We start from the raw sequence: 19,335 nt of genomic DNA, 5'->3' as shown, positions 1-19,335 counted from the left end.
CGCGGGCGCCGGCTTGACGGAGCGAAGGAGCGTGGTCGGTGTGGCCCGGAACCGCCGGTTGATCCTCAGCTCGCCGTCCGAGGTCTGGGACCTGCTGTCCGACGGCCATCGCTACGGGGAATGGGTCTCCGGCACGCAACAGGTCACCGCCGCCGACCCGCACTGGCCCGAGGTGGGCGCGCGACTGCAAGTCCGCGTCGGGCTCGGCCCGTTGGTCCTCGACGACACCTGCGTCGTCCGCATCTGCGAGCCGCAGCGGCGTCTGGAACTGGAAGCCAGGGCGGACCCCTTCGGCGCGGCCCGCATCGCCATGAACCTGATCCCCTGGGGCGAGAACACCCTCTTCGTCCTCGACTGGCATCCGCTGCGGGGCCACGGCATCCGGATGCACGGCCTCCCGGTGGACCACGTCGTCTCGATCCGCAACGGCATGATGCTGACGAAGCTGGCCCGGATCGCGGTGCGCGAGCACCGCGAGGGCGTGGGCAGCGCAGCGCCGGGCACCCCGGGCGGATGAGGTCCGGCGCCCGTGTGTCGCCGGCTCCGGTTCAGCGCCCGGGCACGCGTACGGCCAGGAGGGCGACGTCGTCGTCGTTGCCGGAGGGGCGGACGCGGCGCAGGAGCTGGTCGGTGAACGAGGAGAGGGGGCGGTGGGCGAGGGCGGCGGCGTGCTGACGCAGACGTTCGAGTCCTTCGTCGAGGGAGCGGCGGGGCGCTTCGACGAGGCCGTCCGTGTACAGCACCAGGGTGGAGCCGGGCGGCAACTGCACGGTTGCGTCCGGGCGGCGGGTGCCGGTCTGGGTGCCCAGGAGTATGCCGTGGCCCTCGGTGAGGTAGTGGGCCAGGCCGTCGTGGCTGATCAGCAGCGGCGGCGGGTGGCCGGCGTTGGTCCAGGACAGCTGCCAGTGGCCGTCCTCGGCCGGTTCGACCCGGGCGAAGATCGTCGTGGCCATGGTGACGTCGGTGATGTGCTGGATCGCCTCGTCGAGCCGTTCGACGATGCGGCTGGGCGGTTCGTGCTGGGACCAGGCGTAGGCGCGGAGCATGTTGCGGACCTGCGCCATGCCGGCCGCCGCCTCCAGGTCGTGGCCGACGACGTCCCCGATGGCGAGGGCGGTGGACGCGTCCGACAAGGGGAAGGCGTCGTACCAGTCCCCGCCGACCTGTGAGGCGTCCGGTGCGGGCAGGTAGCGGACGGTCATCTGCAGGCCCGAGACGCCCGGCATCTGCGGCAGCAGATGGTTCTGCATGGTCTCGGCGACCTTGCGCTGGCGCTGGTAGAGGCGGGCATTGTCCAGGGCGAGGCCGGCCCGGCGTGCGATGTCCTCGATGAGGGGGAGGTCCACGGGCGTGAAGGGCGCCTGGTTCTCGTCGCGGCCCAGGGTAAGCGCTCCCAGGACGGCACGGGTGCTGCGGATGGGCGCGATGGCCGCGGAGCGCATCCCCGTGGCGTCGAAGAGGCGGCGCTGCTCGACCGCGATGCCGGAGTCCGGCGGCCCTTGGTAGGTCTGCGGGCCGGCCAGGTTGGAGGCGACCCCGCGCAGGGCCCTGGACAGGGGCATCGGGGACTCCTCCGGGATCGGCGGCATCGGCCCCTGCAGATCCTCGTGGTGCGTGAGCGTGTCACCGTCGGAGTGGACGACGACGGTGCGCCACACCTCGTCGCGCTCGGTGATCAGGTCGATGACCGCCCAGTCCGCGAGGCGGGGCAGGACCAGGGTCACCAGCCGGCGCAGCGCCTCGTCGACGTCGAGCGTGGACGTCAGCTGCGCGGTCGTCTCGGCCAGCAGCGCCAGCCGGTGCAGCTCCGACAGGGGCTGGGCCGCCGGTTCCGGCCGCGGGTCCGTGGCCTGCGGGTGGTGGGGTGTGTGGAAGACGACGAGCGTGCCGGCCTGCCGGCCCCCGACGTCGTACGGCGTGATCAGCCAGGAGATGGGCAGCAGGGTGCCGTCGCCGCAGGCGAACCAGTCCTCGTCGGCCTGGGCCGTGCGCCCGGCGTGGAAGGCCTGCCGCATGGCGCACTGGGTCCGCGGCAGGGGCTGCCCGTCCGGGCCGCGGTGCAGCAGATCGTGCGCGTCATGCCCGAGCAGGTCGTCGGCGGACCGGCCCAGGAGCTGCTCGGCGCGGGTGTTCGTGGCGATGATGCAGCCCTGCTCGTCCACGACGTAGGCGCCCGTGCCGATGGCTTCCAGGGTCCCGGCCAGCACGACGGACGCTGTCGGCACGGACAGCCCGTGAACGGACTCCGTAGGCTCCGGCCCCGTCATCGCGGCCTCCCTGCTGATCGGGCCGGCGTCCCTGTCGCCGGCATGCCCTGGTTACCTGCCCTCCCCGTATGCCCATACGACGGAGGATTCCACGTCGTATGGGCGACACCCTGCCCGGCGCGGGTCCCGTGATCACCGGATGCGGGCCGCTGACCTGCGGTCCCGGGCGTCAGGCGTCGGGCGTCGGGGGCAGAGCCTGCCAGGGCGCCGCTCAGGTCGGGGCGACGTCGGTGTGCAGCAGGTGGTGGTCCGAGGACGGCGTCGGTTGCACGCGGTGCCTGAGCGGGGCGAAGCCGCGCAGGAACACGTAGTCGAACTTGCTCTGCCAGTCGGTGGTCGGCAGGCAGGTCCCGGTGGGCGATGGACGGCACTGCGGGTCCGCGTCCGTGGCCAGCGCCCATATCGGGGAGAGCTCCGGGGCGTCCGGCACGGCGTTGAAGTCACCGAGGAGGATCGCCCGCTCGTGCCGGGCGGCCTCCGCGGCGAGGACGCGTGTCTGGTCCGCCCGGACCGCCTCCTGACGCCGTTGGGCGAGGTGCGTGTTGAAGACCCGGACGGGCTGCCCGGCCACGGTGGTGGTGACGGCCATGTACCCGCGGTCCTCGGATCCGCCGTCCGGATACTCGACATTGACGGGGTCCGTCATCGGTGCGGCCGAGAGGATCGCCTGGCCGAAGGCCCCCGGACTCCACGGCGCTCCCCCGCAGCGGCCCCACTTGCGCATCACGGACCCGTACTCGACGTGGTAGACCAGCCCGTGGAGGTTCTCCAGATACTCCCGGATCCTCTCCACGTCACGCACGCACGCCTCTTGCAGGCCGATGACCTGGGGCGCGTACGCGGCGATGTCCGCGGCCCGGTCGACGTCGCTGACCTCGCAGGGGTTACAGATGTTCCACGTCATGACCCGGTTCGATACGACGTCCCCGGCGGCTGCGGCGTGCCGCGGCCCGGCGAAGAGGCCACCGTTCGGTGCGCTGGGGCCGACGAGCACCATGCAGACAGCCAGCATGACCACCGCGAGCAACCGCGCACTCGTACCCCGACCGAGCACTCTCGCCTCCTCACCGGTGCGAACACCTGGCATCCGACGTCTCCCAGCACGAGGCTATGGGACGGGGGCGTCGGAAACACACGTGTACTCCCCTTTCACATTCCGGCTCATCGGTCCTGGCGCCTTCGCCCCACAGGGATCAGGCTGTGCGTAGGGTGGCCGGACTGGTGATCGACCCGGGTGGTGGCGATGGAGTGGCAGAAGTTCGCCGAGGAAATGGCCCTGCTCGCGCGGACCCTGCTGAAGCAGGACTCGGTGCAGCAGACGCTGGACGAGATCGCGGCGTCGGCCGTGAAGCTGGTGGACGGCTGTGACGCGGCCGGGATCCTCGCGGTCCGCAAGGGCCGCGCCGTGACGCTGTCCTCCTGCGGGGACATGGTCGAGGAATCCGACCGCCTGCAGGGCGCACTGGGCGAGGGGCCGTGCTTCGATCTCGCCCGCCGGGCGGACGAGGAGCGCGTGTTCCGGGTCGCGGACATGAACCGGCCCCAGCCGGCCTGGCCGCGGTACGCCGAGGCCGCGCGCGGACTGGGCATCGGCAGCATGACCGGGGTCCTGCTCTACACCCATGAGGAGGACTTCGGCGCGCTGAACCTGTACGCCCGCCGCCCGGGGGCCTTCACCGAGGACATCGCGACCGCCGGCTGGCTGCTGGCCTCGCACGCCGCGGTCGCCCTCGCGGACGCGCGCACGATCGACCAGCTCGAACACGCCCTGGAGACCCGGCACGCCATCGGCGAGGCCATGGGCATGCTCATGGAACGCCATGGAATGAGCGACGAGGACGCCTTCAGCGTGCTGCGCAACATCTCCCAGCACCACAACATCAAGCTGCGCGACGTCGCCCAGCAGATCCGGGAGAAGCACGGCGACAGTCCCGATTGATCGCCTGCCATTGGGGGGCCTGACGTCCTCGGGGCGGATGAGCGGGCTCCTGCGCAATGCCGAAATCATCTGATGCGGGCGGTCATTGACGAGGCGATTGCCCGGTATTTCCAGCATTCATTGGATTCATTCCTCCGCTGTGCTTAGCGTTTGCGGGAGAGCACGCCTTCCGAGCCGTGGTCCGCATTCCCGTCGGCCCATCGCCGAACGGACGTCACCGGACCGCTCCGGGCGCACTGCCTCCGAGCGAACCGGCCACCGCTGTCGGCCTCCATAGCAGCGCGCCGACACCCAGACGAGGAGAACTCAATGTTCCCGCTGAATGCCTGGTACGCCGCGGCATGGGACACCGAAGTCGGTCGGACCCTGTTGCCCCGCACCATCTGTGATCGCCCGCTCGTGCTGTACCGCACCACGTCCGGGGACGCGGTGGCGCTCGCCGATGCCTGCTGGCACCGTCTCGTGCCGCTGTCGATGGGCGAGTTGCACGGTGACGAGCTGATCTGCGGCTATCACGGCCTCGCCTACGGCCCGAACGGCCGCTGCACCCGGATGCCCGCGCAGGAGACGGTCAACCCCTCCGCCGCCGTCGCCTCCCACCCGGTCGTGGAACGGCACAGGTTCGTCTGGGTGTGGCTGGGCGACCCCGCGGCAGCCGATCCCGACCTCGTCCCGGACCTGCACTGGAACGACGATCCGCAGTGGGCCGGAGACGGCGAGAGCATCCTCCTCGACTGTGACTACAGGCTGGTCCTGGACAACCTCATGGACCTCACCCACGAGCAGTTCCTGCACGCCGACAGCCTCGCGAGCGACGAACTCTCCGAAGCGGAACCGGATGTCGCCCACGACGAACACTCGGTCACGCTCACCCGGTGGATGGGGGGGATCGAGGCGCCGCCCTTCCTGGCCGTGCAGCTGCGCCGCAAGAATCCCGCCCACGACGGTCCCGTCGACCGGTGGCAGGTCATCCGTTTCACCGCTCCCTCGACGATCACCATCGACGTCGGTGTCGCGCCGACCGGAACCGGGGCACCTGAAGGCGACCGGAGCGCCGGCGTCAACGGATACGTGCTCAACACGGTCACCCCCGCCGCGGCCGGCACCTGCCACTACTTCTGGGCCTTCACCCGCAACCACCGACTGCACGACCAGAGCCTGACCACCCTGCTCCGCAACAGCGTCTCGCGGGTCTTCGGCCAGGACACCGAGATGCTCAACGCGCAGCAGCGGGCGATCGAGGCCAACCCCGGGCACGAGTTCTACAACCTCAACATCGACGTCGGCGGAATGTGGGTGCGCCGGATCATCGACGCCCAGGTCGCACGGGAGCAGGGACGGGTCCGCACGGCCCCGAGCCGCCTGGCCGCCGTCGCGGCGACGACCAGGGAGACGCCGTGACCAGCACCGCCGGCAGAGCGGTCGTGGTGACACGCATCGAGCTCGTGCCGGACATCGTGGAACTGGTGCTGCACCCGGCCAGGGCCGTCCGGCCGGTCCCGCCGGGCAGTCACATCGACATCACCGTTCCCCTGCCGGGCGGGCCGGAGCCGCGCTCCTACTCGCTGGTCGACCAGGGCCATGACGACGGGCTGCTCCGCATCGCCGTACGCCTCCAGCAGGACGGAGGCGGCGGATCACGGTGGATGCACGACCTGCGCCCCGGCTCGGAGATCACGTTCGCGGGCCCGATCGACGAGTTCCCACTCAGCCCGGGGCGCCTGCCGAGCGTGCTCCTCGCCGGCGGCATCGGGATCACGCCCATCGTGGGGCTCGCCCACGCCCTCCGGACGCGAGGGGCCGACTACCGGCTCGTCTACGCCGGCCGGTCCCGCGACCGGATGGCCTTCGCCGGCGACCTGGAGCGGGAACACCCCGGCAGGATCACGGTGGTCGAGGACGGACACGGAACCTTCGTCGACCCCGACGAGGTCGTCGCGTCGGTCCCGGAGGGTGGCGTGCTGTACGTCTGCGGTCCGATCGGGCTGCTCACCGCTGTGAGAGCGGCGTGGGAGCGGGCTGCCAGGCCGCCCGGCGCACTCCGCTTCGAGACGTTCGGCACGAGCGGCGCCGTCCCCGCGGAAGCGTTCCGCGTGGAGGTTCCCGCGCGCGGGCTGAGCTTCGACGTGCCCGTCGGCACGAGCCTCCTGGACGCTCTGGAGGCCGCCGGGGTGGAGATGATGTACGACTGCCGCCGCGGCGAGTGCGGTCTGTGCCGGGTGGTGATACTCGACGTGGCCGGCACGGTCGATCACCGGGACGTGTTCCTGTCGGAACGTCAGCGCGAGGAAGGCCGGGCGATGTGCACGTGCGTCTCGCGTGTCGCGGGGGCCTCCCTCACCATCGATTGCTGACCGCGGCAGGGGCCGTGGCAAATCGATAGGCCCGTATGACGGTCTGAGTGACGGTGTTGCCCGCCTTGTCCGCTGCGCTGATCCGCAGGGAGACGTATCCGGCGCGACGCGGGTGGTGGAGCAGGACACTGCCGGTGGTGTCGTGGCGGGTGCCATGGACGGCCTTCCACGTGCGGCCGTCGTCGTAGGAGACCTGGAGGGCCAGCCGCTTCACCGCCGACCGTTCGGGCCCCCGCGGGGCGCTGCACAGTGAGCGGGACGCGGAAGGTACGGCCGGCACGGGCTGTGCTGTTGAGGTCGACGTCTCCACCGGTGCGTACGGTCAGCAGCGGCAGCACCGAGGACGTCGAGCCGCGGCGCCGTGCCGAGGTGAAGCCCCAGGTCATCGTGGAGCGAGTGCCGAGAGCCGTCCAGTCGGCGGTGCGCGTGGTGCGGACGGTCAGGGTGTAGCGGCGCTCGCCGGCGCTGGGAACGGTGAAGCCGATGTCCAAGAGGTCGCCGGTTCGGTGGATGACCCGTCCACCGGAGGACACCACGACCTCGCGTGTCACCCCGGAGTCGGAGGAGTCGAGGTGCTGCCCGGTGCCGGTGGCGGCGTACGGCACGAGGTCCAGGGAGACGTGGTTGCCTTTGCGGACGGGGCTGTGGACGGCCCGGTCCGACGGGGGCCCGGTTCCAGTCGATGCCGTAGGTGTGTCCGGCCTGGTGGCGGCGGACCGCCGTGGTCTCGTCGTGCTCCGGGAGAGTGCCGTCGGGCCCGGTGTCCGTCGTCCCGAAGAGATCCAGGTAGTGCGACCAGGTCAGTCCGGGGGCGACTGAGTAGTACTCGGTCGATCGGCTCGGCAGTGCGGTGCGCAGCGTCGGGATGAACGGCATCAACTCCGCCCTGGACGACGGCAGGTCGGATCGCACGGCTGCTGCCCGCTTGCCGCCCTGGGAGGCGTAGGCGGCGTGCACGGTGGCCAGTTGCCGGTCGTGGACGACGGGGTTGGTGTCGGCAGGTATGCCGCCCTTGTGGGTCTGGCGCAGGGAGTAGCGGTAGGCGCCGCCCGAGTCCTTGCCCGTGAGGGTGGTGGAGGCGGCGTAGGTGACGCCCGGGGCCTGTGCGGTGGGGGTGGCGTACATGGTGGCCTTGCTTCCGGCGACGACGGTGAGTGAGTAGCTGTCACCTCCCCGCTCGGGGGCCAGTTCGAGGGAGGCCGAGGTGGAGGTCGCGGTGGCGTCGCGGTGGTCGGTGCGGGCCGAGACCTTGCCTGCCCTGCGGCCGTCGAGCGTCACGGTGCGGTCCTGGTCGGTGCGTATGCCGGTGGCGGCGAGCAGGGTCCGGGTGCCGGTGCGGATGCTAGAACCATCGAACTCGGCAAGGCTGTCGTCGACGCCGAGGATGGTGTAGTCGTCCTTCGGCAGGCGCAGCCGGAACGTGCCGTCACTCCCCAGCCGGACGTCCTGCTTGATGCCGGTGCGCGGGCCGAAGACCGTCAGCTCCGCGCGGTTGAGGCCGGTGACGGTCAGTGTGTGGCGTTCTGGTACGGCGAACAGGGGCGCCCACCTCACCGCGGTCGAAGCTCACCTGCAGCCCACCGTCGGTCGGTCCCCCGCAATCCCGTCCGATCCGTGACGCTGCCCACGGGACAGGTCGGCCCGCCGTCCGGTACCGGACTCGTGGTTCTCCTGACATGGTTGCCGGGGCCAGCCACGCGGCAGGCGTCTGCGGGGACTTCGCGACCGGAGCATCCCCGCGGCCGACTCCACGCTGGCGGCAGGCCGTGGCCCGGCCTCCGGAGCATCCCCGCCGGCGCGGGGGCGGCAAGACGCCCCACCCGACGCGGATACGGGTCTGCCGCCCGGGGTGTGAAGGCGGCGCGTCGGCAATGCGGCGTCTGTACCAGAAGGACTGCCCTCGGGTGAGGTGTGCCCGCTCCGACGGCCTTATCTCGCCACCGCGACGGCATTCAGCCAACACTCCACCCCCTTGCCGTCTTTCGGACAACCGAGCAGCCGGTCCGTTCCTCTCACAGCGCGGGCGAAGCCGACGCCTCTCACGTGACGGCCCCGGCGCGGGCCTCGTGGACGCGCCATGCCGCCTGCTTCCTTCTCACAGCACCGGAGGACGAGGGACCATGACCAGAAGACGCACCGCCCGGCTGCGGCGAACGCTGCTCGCCGGCACGACGGCCATCGCCGTGACGGCCGTGACGGCCGGCATCGTGGCCGCAGCGCAGGAGCCGGCGAAGGCCGCGACGGGCCCCAAGCTGAGCCTCGTCGCTGCGACCACTTCGGTGACGCTCACCTCCTGGAAGGAGGAGCCGGGTGTGTTCTTGGACCTCGGCACCTACCTCATCGCCGAGGGGACGCCGCTGGAGCTCCAGGTGACCCGGAAGTCCTACAAGGACCCGGTCACTGTCACCCAGACCGTGTACGAGGCCGGCAAGGCCAAGGCGAAGAAGCTGCCCCTGGGCACCGTGAAGGACTTCTCCGGGCTGCCCGGCTTCACAGAGATCACCTTCACCGACGCAGCCGGCAAGAAGGTCCTCACCCACAGCGAGAGCTTCTGCCCGAACAACGCCAGCGGCCGAGTACGGCCCGACGCCCCCTCCACCTCCCAGTATCCGGAGAGCTGCCCCACCAACCCCTTCACCCTCGGCTCCGTGTGGGGCGTCCAGAAGGGCTGGGCGGCCAACACCTACGCGGCTTCCTACACCGAGCGGGCCCAGCTGCCGGCCGGTACGTACACGGCCAAGGTCGGTGTCGCCAAGAAGTACCGCGACTTGTTCGGCATCGCCGACAAAGCGGCCACGGTCAAGGTGACCGTGGTGGAACGAAGCGACGAGGACGAAGAGAGCTCCACCGGGGCGATGTCCCGCTCTGCGAAGGCCGGCGGGCACGCCGGGCACCGTGCCGGTCACCAGGCGCCGACCGCGCACACCGGTCACGGGTCAGGGCATGCCCCGGCTCCCGCCGAGGCCGCAGCACCGGTGACGAGCGGTGCGGGTCCCTCGTACAACGTGGGCCACGGTCCGCTGAAGGCCGCGCCACCGGCACTGCCATGGGCGCTGAAGAAGAAGCAGCAGTCCGCGCTGTCTCAGCAGGCCAGGGACACCGGCGGCCAGACCGACGGATCGCGTCAGGCGCCCGCCCGCAAACCGCTGTCGAAGCGGCCCACCGGTGAGCCCTCCGTCCCGGACGTCCCCAAGCCGGACCTGCGCTCGCTGCCGGCCTACGGCATCACCATCAGCGACGGCGGCACGGACATCCCGGGCAAGGACTACCTGGCGTTCAGCGCCAACGTCTGGAACGCCGGCCCGGCGCAACTCGTGGTGGACGGGTTCCGCTCGCCCGGCAAGGCCAAGATGGATGCCTTCCAGTACTTCTACGACGCCAAGGGCAAGCAGGTCGGCTACACCCCGACGGGCACCATGGAGTGGGACCCGCGCCCGGGGCACGTGCACTGGCACTTCACCGACTTCGCCAGTTACCGGCTGCTGAAGGCCGACAAGAAGGAGGCCGTGCGCAGCGGCAAGGAAGCGTTCTGCCTGGCCAACACCGATGCGATCGACTACACGGTGAAGAACGCCAACTGGCACCCGTACAACACGGACCTGGCCACCGCCTGCGGTGAGGAGAACTCGATCTCCGTCCGCGAGGTGCTGGACGTCGGCTCCGGTGACACATACACCCAGGACCTGCCGGGCCAGTCGTTCGACATCACCACTGTTCCCAACGGCACCTACTACATCCAGGTGCTGGCCAACCCCGAGAAGCGCCTGAAGGAAACCAACCTCGACAACAACACTGCCCTGCGGAAGATCGTGCTCGGCGGCAAGCCGGGGCAGCGGACGGTCACCGTGCCGGCGCACGACCTGGTGAACGCCAACTGACCCTGCCGTCCGGCTGGGAGAGTGTCCCGCCCGAGATCAGGGCGGGGCACTGCCATCGGCGGCATTCCCTGAGCGGGAGTTCGTGGCTCACCCACAGCAGTCAATGGTCGTAGTGGTCGGCGAGATCTACACCGTTCGGTGGCGATGTTGTCGCGGCGCGATGATCGGCTGCCGACCGGCGAGGCGCGCCGGCCGTCCGGGCTCCCGCCCCCCGTTACCTTCTTCGTGGCTCCGCAATGGGGCCTCCGGCCTTCGGGTCCGGCATGACTTCCGCCCCTTGTTGGTCATGATCCGGGGGGGTGGTGTCACCGGGCCCGGAGGCATCGACGGACCGCTGATGAGGGGCTTGAGCACCGGCTTCACCCGAGCCGGAAGAGCTCTCCGTAACGTGGATGTGGCAGCTCGGTGCCCTGGCAGGCCGGACGAAAGCGTGATGGAGGGGCCTGCACGTGATCGACACCGGTGACATCGACGTCTTCCTCGGCCTGGACGTCGGCAAAGGCGAACACCACGCCACCGCCGTGACACCGCCGGGAAGAAGGCGTTCGACAAGCGGCTGCCCAACACGGAGCCCAAGCTCCGCGAGCTGTTCGCCAAGCTACAGGCCAAGCACGGAAGGGTGTTGGTCGTGGTCGATCAGCCGGCCTCGATCGGGGCCTTACCTTTGGCGGTCGCACGGGACATGGGCTGCCCGGTCGCCTACCTGCCCGGACTGACGATGCGACGGATCGCCGATCTCTACCCCGGCGAGGCGAAGACCGACGCGAGGGACGCGTTCATCATCGCGGACGCGGCCCGCGCAATGCCTCACACGCCCCGGCAGGCGCCGCCTGGTCACGCTGCTGCGGCCAAAGGCACCGAGGATGGCGGAGCGGCTGGTCGAGGAGATCTTCGCCGCCCTGGACGAGCAGACCGTGAGTCCCGGGGACCGAGGCGGCCGCGCTGATCGTCCCGAGCCTGGCCGCTTCGCTGACGGCCGTGCTTGACCAGCGGAAACTGCTGGCGGGGCGGATCGAGGAACTACTGGAGGACCACCCTCTTTCGAAGGTCCTGACGTCGATGCCGGGAGTCGGCGTCAGGACCGGAGCCCGCATCCTGATCGAGGTTGGTGACGGCAGCACCTTCCCGACCGCCGGACACCTGGCCGCCTATGCAGGTCTCGCCCCGGCGACCCGGAACTCGGGCTCCTCAATTCGCGGCGAACAACCCTCCAGACGGGGAAACAAGCAGCTCAAACGCGCCTTCTTCCTCTCCGCGTTCGCCGCCCCGGGCGACCCGGCATCCCGGGCCTACTACGACAAGAAGATCGCCCAGGGCAAACACCACACCCAAGCCCTGCTCTGCCTCGCCAGACGCCGGGCCGACGTGCTCTTCGCCATGCTCCGCGACGGAACCTTCTACGAGCCCCAACCTGCCGCAGCTCGGTGAGGAGTTGAGACCGCTCGATCAGTCCTCCGGCCGCAGCCTCTGCCGAGCGGCCTCAAGCCGCTGGTCATAGTCAGGCGCGAACAGCTCAGGAAGCGCCTTGTCCAGCGTTCCGGCGATCCGATGGATCGGCGCCCAGACCGCCGGATCGTCGACAACACGGCTGAGGTCCGTCATCTGGAGCCTCTCCAGCCAGTGCGACAGCACCAGTGCCTCGTCACTCGTGAGCTTGATCGTGACCTGGCTATCGCTCATGCGCACCCCTGCGGCTCGGCCCCACCCTCGGACTACACGAACCTACTGGCCTTCGACCTTGACCAAACACATAGGGGCACCCCCCCCCGCGGCCCGTTGGGGGGGGCGTCCCCGGAGGGCGGATGGGACGAGGCGGTATGAGGCCGACAGCTCCACCGGGCTCCGGCCGGTAAAGCGCCCCCCCCCGTGGCCGGCCCTGACGTGCGATGCCGAGGACGACGTGGTGACGTCGATGAGGCCGGCATCGTCGAGGCGGTTCAGCACCCCACCGGCACGTGACTCAACCGCCGGCCAGGACAACCTGATCCCACGGCACGCCCAACCCGAAGCGCCTGCCATGCCGTCGGAAGATATGACCAGTAGGCACATCAGACTTAATGACGCGTCACTAGGGTTAGCAATGGGTTAGCAAGAGTCCTGCCACAGCTACCCACAGACGGGCACACCGTGGAATGACCCGAAGTACGGGGCGATGCGGTGCGGGGAGTACGCCTCGCAGTGGAAGGCCGGACAGCGGGATTTGGGGCCGGCGTCGGTGGTGCACCTGGAGTCGCTGCTGAACATTGCCGCTGCTGGGCAGCCGGCGGATGGACACCTTCGACCACAAGGTCGTCGAGGACTTCATCCGGACCCTGGAACGCAACGGCATCGGCCTGGCCGCCCAGGCGAACGCGTTCGACAGGCTCAAGGCGATCCTGCTGGACGCGGACCGGCTGGGACTGTTCGACGACAACCCGGTGGCCGGGGTGAAGCCGCCGCAGTACGACCCCAAGCGCGTGGTGATCCCCACCCCCGAGCAGCTGCGTCAGATACGCACCGCCGGCGACGACAGTTTCCTGCTGGTCGCCGATCTGATGAGCGGCTGCGGCATGCGCAACGGTGAGGCGTTCGCGGTGAACGTCAACAACATCGTCGCCGACGACGTCTACCGCATCACCGAACAGGTCAACCGGACCACCTGCCAGTACGAGCGGCTCAAGCACCGCAAGGCCGGTGAGTACCGGGACGTGCCCCTGCCGGCGCGGGTGAGGCAGACCACCGAGTGGTACGCCGCCGAACACGGCACCGTCGACCATCGACGTCACTTTCAAGACCTACCGGCACCTCATGCCCGGCTCCATCAGCAAAGCAGCCCACATCCTCAACACGAACCTCGCCTCATTGCAGTGATCCATCGAGCGCGCCCGACAGCGGTCGTCGAGTGCAAGCGGATCTACTCTGAGTAGCTCCGCGGCCCGGTAAGGCACGCCCGCAGCGAGAATGGCGGGGCGGGCGTGCACGCGGATGTCCGTGGGTCGCGCGACGTGGCACGTTCCCGCATGGTGGTTTTACGGGGCCGGTCCCTTCTCGGGAGGAGACCACCATGAGCGAACAAGGGCCGCTCACCCCTCCGGAGGCATGGCGGGCTGTCGCCGGATGTTTCCTCGCCTCCTGGATGCTGCTCGCCCGGCGCCGGGTCCACCTGCCGAGAGAACGAGTGGGAACGCGTATCCGCTTCGCCGACGGCACCTCGGCGCGGGTGTACCGGGAGACCCGCCTCGGCAGCGGCCTGGCGAAGGTTCCGTGCACGCTGGTGGTCGTCTTCCGGCTGCGCATGGTCCGCGGTCCCGGGCACGCGCTGTTCCGGGCGGAGAGCCTGTTGAACACTCCGCTGTTCGTCGGCTTCCCCGGCTTCGCCTCGAAGTTGTGGCTGGCCCATGACGAGCACGGCCGTTACCGCGGCTTGTACGAGTGGGACGGCCCGCAGCGCGCCGAGCACTACGCCCGTTCTCTGTGGCGGGTACTTGCCCTGGTCAGTGTGCCAGGCTCCATCGGCTACGCCGTGCTGCCCGGGCTGCGCCGCGACGATGTCCTCGCGGACCCCGGACTGGTCGAAGGCGCGGCACGGGACGACGCCCCGGACTGGTGGCGTGTGACGGCCGGGACGCGATGATGACGGTGGACGTCCTGGTCGTAGGGGCGGGGCCGGCCGGCCTCACCCTGGCGCTGGAGGCCCATGACCACGGGGCGCGGGTCCGGGTCGTCGAGCGGCGGCCCGAGCCCTTCCGGCCCTCCCGCGCCCTCATTCTGCATCCGCGCACCCTGGAGGTTCTGCGCCCTCTCGGGGTCACCGACGCCGTGCTGGAACGGGCGGACACCGCCCCCGCGGCAGTTCTCCGTCTCGGCTCCCGTGTCGTCGAAGCCAGGCTGGCCGATTTCGCGTTGCCTGAGACGGCGTTCCCGCATCTGTCCCTCGTCCGGCAGACGGACGTCGAGGACGTGCTGACGCAGGCGCTCGCCGACCGCGGGGTGCGTGTGGAGCGTGGCACCGAGTTGATCACCGTCCGCGACGACGGGCACAACGCGTCGGCCGTCCTGCGATCACCGCGCGGCACGGAGGAGATCAGCTGTCCTTACGTCGCCGGCTGCGACGGCCCGGCCAGTACCGTGCGGGCCTGTGCCGGCATCGGCTGGCACGGCAGGCCGTACGCCGTGGAGGTGATCCTCGCCGACCTCGATCTGGCAGGTGCTGCGGGTCGCCCCGGTCCTTCCGGTGCTCAAGTGTTCGCCGGGCGTGACGGGCTGGTGTTCCTCTTCCCGCTCGGAGAGCAGGCCGCCTGGCGCCTGCTGGTCACTCGGGCGGCCGTCGGCAGCGCCGGGCGGGACTTCGGTCAGCCCGGCGCCGCCGTCCCGCAAGCCGAGCTCCAGCGCCTTCTGAGCGACGCGGGGACGCCGGCGCGGATCGAGCGCCTGGCCTGGTCCGCGCGGGTGCCGCTGCGGTGTGGCCTCGCGCGACGGTTCCGCCAGGGGCGGCTCTTCCTCGCGGGGGACGCGGCCCACAACTACTCGCCTGCCACCGGTCAGGGCATGAACGCCGGCATCCAGGACGCGGTGAACCTCGGCTGGAAACTCGGCTTCGCGGCAGGGCATGCCGAGGGCGAGCCCAGTGACGGCCTGCTGCTGGACTCCTACGACCAGGAGCGCAGGCCGGCTGCCCACCGCCGGATCGTCCTCACGCACATGGCGTTCTGGGCAGAGGCGTCGACCGGGCGGATCCCCTCTTGGCTGCGCGGAGTGGCCGCCCCGCGTGCAGCCGCGACCGTACCCGCCCTGCTCGACCGGCGCAGGCTGGTCGCCGAGGCCGTCCGTCTCATCTCCCAGTTGCGGGTGAACTACCGGCACAGCCCCTTGTCGGTGCAGGGAACGCCTCCCCTGCGGGGTGCTCCCCGCCCAGGAGACCGCCTGCCGGACGCGGCCGTCAGCCTCGGAGGGGCTCCACGGAGGCTCCACGAACTGCTGGCCGGCCCGGGGGTGCACCTGCTGTTGCAGCGCGACGCCGCTCCCCCGCCGCCGCAGGTGGTGACCGGCTCCCAGGTCAGCGTCCTTCGGCTGGCGAACAGCCCGGGCCGCGGTCTGGTGGCGGTCCGGCCGGACGGGCATGTCGGCTTCCAGTGCGGGACCGCCGACCCGGCCGGGCTGACCGACTGGCTGGCGCTGATCGGTGCGGCGTCTCATCCCGTCCGAGTGTGAACACGAACCACGGACGCAAGCACGGCCGCCACCTGCTCGCGACGCGGGCCGCAGCGCCACCTTCCATGTCCCCCAGCCTTGATGACCTGCGCTTCAGGCACAGAGAAGCTTCCGGGGAGAGCCCTCACGCCTCCGCGAAATACCCCCGGGGGTATTTCTGTTATGGTGAGGGACAGATACCCCCCGGGGTACCCCATCGCGAGAGGAGTCGTAGCCGTGTTCTTCGTCGACACCCTGGAATTCGAGGGACTGGGCAACCGCAGCTACTTGGCCGGCGGGCCGGATGCCGCCGTCGTGGTGGATCCCCCGCGCGACATCGATCAGGCCATCGCAGCAGCAGCCCGCCGCGGGGTGCGCATCGTCTACGTGGCCGAGACCCACGTGCACAACGACTACGTCACCGGTGGCCTGGAGTTGGCCCGCACGACCGGCGCCCGCTACCTGGTTCCGGCCGGGGCCTCGGTGTCCTTCGATCGCATGCCCATCGCCGACGGTGACGCGATCGCGGTCGACGAGGGGCTGCTGCTGCGCGCCATGGCCACTCCCGGTCACACGCCGCACCACACGTCCTATGTCCTTGAGGAGGACGGCAGGCCCGTGGCGGCCTTCACCGGTGGATCGCTGCTGATCGGCAGCGTCGGGCGGCCGGATCTGGTGGAGCCGCGGCTGACCGAGCCGCTGGCCCGCGCCCAGCACGCCTCCGCACATCGACTGGCCGACACCCTCGACGACGACGTGCGGGTGCTGCCCACGCACGGTTTCGGCAGCTTCTGCTCCTCTTCACAGGCCGAGGGAGACGCGACGACGATCGGCGCCGAGCGCAAGAACAACGACGCCCTGACCATGGACGTCGACACCTTCGTCGCAAAGATGCTCGCCGGCCTGGACGACGTACCCGCCTACTACGCGCACATGGGCCCGGCCAACGCCTCCGGCCCCGCGCCCGTCGACCTCACCCCGCCCCGGTCCGCCGACGCCGAGGAGATCGCCTCCCGGCTGGCGGCCGGAGAGTGGGTGGTGGACCTGCGTAACCGTGTCGCCTTCGCCGAGGGCCACGTGGCAGGCTCGTTCAACTTCGAGGGCGAGGGCAAACTGGCCACCTACCTGGCGTGGCTGATCCCCTGGGGCAAGCCCGTCACGCTGCTGGCCTCCACGCCGGAGCAGATCACCGCGGCGCAGCGGGAACTGACCCGCGTGGGCATCGACCGTCCGGCCGCCGCCGCCACAGGAGAGGCACACACCTGGGTCCGCGACGGCGAGCGGCTGGCTTCGTTCCGTCGCGCCCGCTTCGCCGATCTCGCCGAGGCCCGCGAGAGGGGTGAGCAGGTGGTGGTGCTGGATGTGCGCCGCGCTTCCGAGCGGGCCGACGGGTTCGTCGAAGGCTCGGTGCACATCCCCGTCCACGAGCTGCACGGCCGACTCGGTGAGGTGCCGGCAGGTGTGGTGTGGGTGCACTGCGCCGGCGGAATGCGCGCGGCGATCGCCGCCTCCCTGCTGGACGCCGCCGGCCGTGAGGTGGTCGCCGTCGACGACGCGTTGACCGCCGCCGGCGAAGCCGGGCTGTCGCTCATCGGGCCTGCCGGCAAGGACTGAACCACATCCCACCTTCCTTCCGCACGGAGACACGCACCATGTCGCCCTTCTTCCGACGCGGCTCCGGCCGCGTCACCCCCGAACAGGCCCACCGGCTGGTCGCCGACGGGCAAGCCGTCCTTCTCGACGTCCGCGAGACGCAGGAGTGGAACGCCGGGCACGCGCCCGGCGCGCTGCACCTGCCTCTCACACAATTGATGGCTGGAGCACCATTGCCCACCACCGTGCGGGGCAGGCGGGTGGTGGCCATCTGTCGCTCCGGGAATCGCTCCCGCACGGCTGCGGACTTCCTCGCCGCCGTCGGCGTTGAGGCCACCGACGTCACCGGAGGCATGACCGCCTGGGCCCGTCAGGGGCTGCCGGTCACCGGCGTGAACGGCAGTGGCGGTGTCATAGCGTGAGTGAGCTGGTCCTGGCCCTGATCGCCGGAGGGGTGGTGGGGCTGGCGCTCGGCGCGCTCGGTGGGGGCGGCAGTGTCCTGGCGGTGCCCGCGCTGATCTATCTGCTCGGTTTCACCCCGGCGGCCGCCACCACGGCCGCACTCCTCATCGTCGTCGCGACCTCGCTGGCAGCCCTGTACGGTCACGCCCGCGCCGGGAACGTGCGGTGGCGAACGGGTGCCCTGTTCGCGGCGGCAGGTCTCCTGCCCGCCGCCGTCGCCGGGGCCCTGGCAGGGCGGCTGCCGCAGCCGCTGCTGACCGCCGCGTTCGCCGCCGTCGCCGCTGCCGCGGCCGTCCGCATGCTGCGCCCCGCCCGGGACCTGCCGGCAGGGCCCCAGGGCGCACGGCCGACCCGGGCCGCCGGAGCCGGCGCGGGGTTGGGGGCGCTGACCGGACTGCTCGGCGTCGGCGGGGGCTTTCTTGCCGTTCCGGCTCTGGTCACGGTGCTGGCGTTCGAGATGCAGGCCGCGATCGGCACGAGCCTGCTGGTCATCTCCGCGAACTCGCTCGCCTCCCTGGCCACCCGGGGCGCCACCACGGCGGGCGTCGACTGGACGGTGATCGCGCCGTTCACCGGGGCCGCGATCCTGGGCGCCTGGGACGGCAAGCGGCTGGCCACCAGGATCTCCGGCCCTCTGCTGCAACGCACGTTCGCCGTCGTACTGCTGGCAGTGGCCGCGTTCATGCTCACCGACGCCCTGACATGACCGGACAGCCTCAGGCCAATGAGAGGAAGAGCTTCTCCAGCCGTGCCCGCATCACCTCGCGGTCTTCGGATGCCGCCATGTCCCCGTCTGCCAGGCACTGCTGGAGGCCGGTGGCGATGATCGCGAAGCCCGCTCTGTCCAGCGCCCGGGACGCCGCCGAGAGCTGCGTGACCACGTCCTCGCAGTCCCGCCCCTCCTCGATCATCTTGATCACACCGGCGATCTGGCCCTGCGCCCGGCGCAACCTGTTGACCACCGTCCTCAGTTCCTCAGCCGCCATCACCAGTTCCACAGCCCACACTCCTTCGCGGATACCCCCACGGGTATCCTACCCAAGGGGTGACGTACAGAGAGCAAAGGAAATTCCCGTGGCACACACCACCCTCACCGCCGGCCAGGCCAGCGCCCGCCTTCACGAGCTGACCGTCGTCGACGTACGCACACCCGGCGAATACGCGACCGGCCACCTGCCCGACGCCCACAACATCCCTCTCGACCACCTCGACGCGGCCCTGCCCGCGCTCAAGGTGGCCGCCGAGCGCGGCGACCTCTTGGTCGTGTGCGCCTCAGGCACCCGATCCGTAGAAGCCTGCCGGCGACTGGCCGAAGCCGGCATCACAGCCGCCACCCTCACCGGAGGCACCAGCACCTGGACCCAGCTCGGCCACGACGTCCACCGCCCCGTCGGCGTCCGCGCACCCTGGCCGATGGAACGGCAGGTCCGCCTGGCCGCCGGGTCACTCGTCCTCTCGGGCCTCCTCGCCGGACGGCTCCGCCCGGGGGCGCGGTGGATCTCCGCAGGTGTCGCCGGTGGCTTGGTCTTCTCCGCGGTCACCGACACCTGCGGCATGGCCCGCCTGCTCGCCAAGCTCCCGTACAACCGGCCCAAGGCGACCGACCTCGATTCCACTCTCACTGCGCTGAGCGGCGGACGCCCCTCCGTCTGAGCCGCGCCAGCGGGTGAGGC

18 protein-coding genes and 1 pseudogene are annotated in these 19,335 nt (G+C 70.7%); 13 read left to right on the top strand and 6 right to left on the bottom strand.

Going from position 1 to position 19,335, the window contains the following annotated elements:
- Positions 1-40: 40 nt before the first annotated feature.
- Positions 41-517, top strand: coding sequence for an SRPBCC family protein (locus RFN52_RS36620; RefSeq protein WP_184853177.1), 477 nt, complete (start codon positions 41-43; stop codon positions 515-517).
- 31 nt (positions 518-548) lie between these two features.
- Here the strand turns inward: RFN52_RS36620 and RFN52_RS36615 are convergent, their stop codons facing one another.
- Together RFN52_RS36615 and RFN52_RS36610 are read right to left on the bottom strand one after the other, a co-directional pair.
- Positions 549-2,267, bottom strand: coding sequence for a SpoIIE family protein phosphatase (locus RFN52_RS36615; protein ID WP_184853175.1), 1,719 nt, complete (start codon positions 2,265-2,267; stop codon positions 549-551).
- 211 nt (positions 2,268-2,478) lie between these two features.
- Positions 2,479-3,354: an endonuclease/exonuclease/phosphatase family protein gene (locus RFN52_RS36610; protein WP_184853174.1), complete on the bottom strand. Its 876-nt coding sequence runs from the start codon at positions 3,352-3,354 to the stop codon at positions 2,479-2,481.
- Between the two features lie 156 nt (positions 3,355-3,510).
- Here RFN52_RS36610 and RFN52_RS36605 point away from each other — a divergent pair, with 156 nt between their 5' ends.
- The 3 genes from RFN52_RS36605 to RFN52_RS36595 all read left to right on the top strand — a co-directional run bounded on the left by RFN52_RS36605 (position 3,511) and on the right by RFN52_RS36595 (position 6,560).
- Positions 3,511-4,206 (top strand): GAF and ANTAR domain-containing protein, encoded by a 696-nt coding sequence (locus tag RFN52_RS36605; protein WP_184853172.1) that lies wholly within the window; start codon positions 3,511-3,513, stop codon positions 4,204-4,206.
- Positions 4,207-4,515: 309 nt separating this feature from the next.
- Entirely contained in the window at positions 4,516-5,607 is a 1,092-nt protein-coding gene (locus RFN52_RS36600) for an aromatic ring-hydroxylating dioxygenase subunit alpha (protein ID WP_184853170.1), read from the top strand.
- On the top strand, positions 5,604-6,560 hold the full coding sequence (locus tag RFN52_RS36595) for a PDR/VanB family oxidoreductase (protein WP_184853168.1): 957 nt from the start codon (positions 5,604-5,606) through the stop codon (positions 6,558-6,560). The genes RFN52_RS36600 and RFN52_RS36595 overlap by 4 nt, the downstream gene beginning before the upstream one ends.
- On the opposite strand, the gene RFN52_RS36590 is transcribed toward RFN52_RS36595, so the two are convergent.
- Positions 6,544-6,774 carry a hypothetical protein gene (locus RFN52_RS36590; protein WP_184853166.1) on the bottom strand — a complete coding sequence of 77 codons (231 nt, stop codon included), beginning with the start codon at positions 6,772-6,774 and terminating at the stop codon, positions 6,544-6,546. The genes RFN52_RS36595 and RFN52_RS36590 overlap by 17 nt on opposite strands.
- On the bottom strand, positions 6,771-8,114 hold the full coding sequence (locus tag RFN52_RS36585; RefSeq protein ID WP_184853164.1) for a hypothetical protein: 1,344 nt from the start codon (positions 8,112-8,114) through the stop codon (positions 6,771-6,773). The genes RFN52_RS36590 and RFN52_RS36585 overlap by 4 nt, the downstream gene beginning before the upstream one ends.
- Positions 8,115-8,680: 566 nt before the next feature.
- Here RFN52_RS36585 and RFN52_RS36580 point away from each other — a divergent pair.
- Positions 8,681-10,438: a lysyl oxidase family protein gene (locus RFN52_RS36580; protein WP_184853163.1), complete on the top strand. Its 1,758-nt coding sequence runs from the start codon at positions 8,681-8,683 to the stop codon at positions 10,436-10,438.
- A 449-nt stretch (positions 10,439-10,887) separates the two neighbouring features.
- A pseudogene (locus RFN52_RS36575) lies at positions 10,888-11,866 on the top strand (IS110 family RNA-guided transposase).
- Between the two features lie 18 nt (positions 11,867-11,884).
- Here the strand turns inward: RFN52_RS36575 and RFN52_RS36570 are convergent.
- Positions 11,885-12,118 (bottom strand): hypothetical protein, encoded by a 234-nt coding sequence (locus RFN52_RS36570; protein ID WP_184853161.1) that lies wholly within the window; start codon positions 12,116-12,118, stop codon positions 11,885-11,887.
- Between the two features lie 587 nt (positions 12,119-12,705).
- Between RFN52_RS36570 and RFN52_RS36565 the strand changes: the two genes are divergently transcribed.
- From RFN52_RS36565 to RFN52_RS36540, 6 genes are all read left to right on the top strand, one after another.
- Positions 12,706-13,344: a site-specific integrase gene (locus tag RFN52_RS36565; RefSeq protein ID WP_311241145.1), complete on the top strand. Its 639-nt coding sequence runs from the start codon at positions 12,706-12,708 to the stop codon at positions 13,342-13,344.
- 137 nt (positions 13,345-13,481) lie between these two features.
- Positions 13,482-14,051: a hypothetical protein gene (locus RFN52_RS36560; RefSeq protein WP_184853159.1), complete on the top strand. Its 570-nt coding sequence runs from the start codon at positions 13,482-13,484 to the stop codon at positions 14,049-14,051.
- Positions 14,051-15,628, top strand: coding sequence for an FAD-dependent monooxygenase (locus tag RFN52_RS36555; protein ID WP_311241144.1), 1,578 nt, complete (start codon positions 14,051-14,053; stop codon positions 15,626-15,628). The genes RFN52_RS36560 and RFN52_RS36555 overlap by 1 nt, the downstream gene beginning before the upstream one ends.
- Positions 15,629-15,844: 216 nt before the next feature.
- Entirely contained in the window at positions 15,845-17,221 is a 1,377-nt protein-coding gene (locus RFN52_RS36550; RefSeq protein WP_184853157.1) for an MBL fold metallo-hydrolase, read from the top strand.
- Between the two features lie 38 nt (positions 17,222-17,259).
- Positions 17,260-17,622 carry a rhodanese-like domain-containing protein gene (locus RFN52_RS36545; RefSeq protein WP_184853155.1) on the top strand — a complete coding sequence of 121 codons (363 nt, stop codon included), beginning with the start codon at positions 17,260-17,262 and terminating at the stop codon, positions 17,620-17,622.
- Positions 17,619-18,368, top strand: coding sequence for a sulfite exporter TauE/SafE family protein (locus tag RFN52_RS36540; RefSeq protein ID WP_184853154.1), 750 nt, complete (start codon positions 17,619-17,621; stop codon positions 18,366-18,368). The genes RFN52_RS36545 and RFN52_RS36540 overlap by 4 nt, the downstream gene beginning before the upstream one ends.
- Positions 18,369-18,378: 10 nt before the next feature.
- Here the strand turns inward: RFN52_RS36540 and RFN52_RS36535 are convergent, their stop codons facing one another.
- The gene (locus tag RFN52_RS36535) at positions 18,379-18,660 is read right to left on the bottom strand and encodes a metal-sensitive transcriptional regulator (protein ID WP_031133256.1); all 282 of its coding nucleotides are present in this window, start codon (positions 18,658-18,660) and stop codon (positions 18,379-18,381) included.
- Positions 18,661-18,736: 76 nt separating this feature from the next.
- Between RFN52_RS36535 and RFN52_RS36530 the strand changes: the two genes are divergently transcribed.
- Positions 18,737-19,315 carry a rhodanese-like domain-containing protein gene (locus RFN52_RS36530; protein ID WP_184853152.1) on the top strand — a complete coding sequence of 193 codons (579 nt, stop codon included), beginning with the start codon at positions 18,737-18,739 and terminating at the stop codon, positions 19,313-19,315.
- Positions 19,316-19,335 lie beyond the last annotated feature (20 nt).

The sequence above is a fragment of the Streptomyces collinus genome (assembly GCF_031348265.1).
GTDB classification, from domain to species: Bacteria; Actinomycetota; Actinomycetes; order Streptomycetales; family Streptomycetaceae; genus Streptomyces; species Streptomyces collinus.
This window is presented reverse-complemented; position numbering and strand designations above follow the sequence as displayed.